Source organism: Nostoc sp. 'Peltigera membranacea cyanobiont' 213, from assembly GCF_002245975.1.
Classification (GTDB): domain Bacteria; phylum Cyanobacteriota; class Cyanobacteriia; order Cyanobacteriales; family Nostocaceae; genus Nostoc.
This window is the reverse complement of record NZ_NOLI01000362.1, coordinates 1-1,335: the sequence shown is the minus strand read 5'-3', so window position 1 is coordinate 1,335 and position 1,335 is coordinate 1. Positions and strand designations below refer to the sequence as shown.

The window sequence follows — 1,335 nt, the reverse complement described above, 5'->3', positions numbered from 1 at the left end:
AGTTTAAACTTCATGCTTTACGCTCCCTACTTGGCATTGCCTATTCCTAGTTTGGGTGGAGATTTAGTCATCGGAGACACCCTGACTGGCAAGGGTATTTCTTTTATCCGACCAAATCTAAAGTATGAAACTCCTGCATCAACACCTAAACCGAAGCTAAATAATAGTTTGCTGATTAATGGTATCAAATATGAGAATACTAAAGCAGAAAATATGTTGCAAGGAAGTTTATTTTGATAAAAATTAAAATTACTGAGTGGCAACAACTATTTCAAAATTGTGTCAGGAATCCTCCTCTGCCAATTTCCTTGCCTACTGTAGCACTTGCCAATCCTCCCTATTGCAAAATTAATCTCACTTCCGATTCCGAACTCGCTAGATTTGAGATGGCTTATAAATGGATAAAACACGGAGATGGAAGCTACGCTATTACATCCAAGTTGAAAACCCAAGCAGAACAAGAGTGCTTATTTGTAGAACAGTGTTTAAATCAATTACAACCTGGTGAAATAGTCTGTATTTTGGTGTCTAATGGAATTCTGTCTTCATCTAACCAAGCACACTTTCGCCAATGGCTATTAAAAGACATGGCTTTGCTAATTGCTTCCATTCAGTTACCTACAGAAAACTTTCAGGTAGAATGTGGATTAGGAATTATCACCAGCTTTTTGATTCTTCAGCGCAAAGGTGGAGATTTACCAGTACCAGAAGATTACTCAATCTTTATGGCAGTTGCGGATAAAATTGGTTTTGATAGTCGAGGTCGTCGTCTGTTTCGTCCAATGACAAATGAGCAACAAACCCAAGAAATTGATAGTGATTTACCGCTAATTATGGAAAATTTTAAAAAGTTTATGACAGAAGTTTGGCAAAATCATATTGGACTAAAATAATTTAGGACTTATATCAAGCCGGGTACGTAGCAGGCCCTCCTTAAGCATGAAAGAAGGCACTTCCCCTGCTTCCCTCTGCGGTATTAATGATAAGTCTTTCACCGAACATGATATTACAGAGGAATTACAGGAGTGCCTTGCTCCGCGAGGAGCTTTGCTAACAATATTTTGTCAAAATTTAATGCAATCCTGGTGTTTGATAAACTCGGTTAGGAAAATTTTCTAAAACATCAGTTTCACTGCTACTAGACTCATGTGCAGGTGCTACATCTTCTTCTGGTAATGGCAACATCCGCGCTGCTGACTCAATCCGTTCATGTAATGCTTGTGTTAACGTTTTAATATCAGGAATTATCACCTGACTATCTAAAGCAGGTTTAACTTGTGTATCCCAAAGAGACTCACTATCATGCGCCCGTTTTTCATCGGCTTTGGACACAGG

The 1,335-nt window shown here is 38.7% G+C and carries 1 protein-coding gene and 2 pseudogenes; 2 read left to right on the top strand and 1 reads right to left on the bottom strand.

The features are described from left to right. A pseudogene (locus CDG77_RS34955) lies at positions 1-237 on the top strand (hypothetical protein); the annotation flags it as partial. After that, positions 234-893 carry an N-6 DNA methylase gene (locus CDG77_RS34950; RefSeq protein ID WP_223270173.1) on the top strand — a complete coding sequence of 220 codons (660 nt, stop codon included), beginning with the start codon at positions 234-236 and terminating at the stop codon, positions 891-893. The pseudogene CDG77_RS34955 and the gene CDG77_RS34950, both read left to right, overlap by 4 nt. 178 nt (positions 894-1,071) lie before the next feature. On the opposite strand, the pseudogene CDG77_RS34945 reads toward CDG77_RS34950, so the two are convergent. Then, a pseudogene (locus CDG77_RS34945) lies at positions 1,072-1,335 on the bottom strand (type IV secretory system conjugative DNA transfer family protein); the annotation flags it as partial.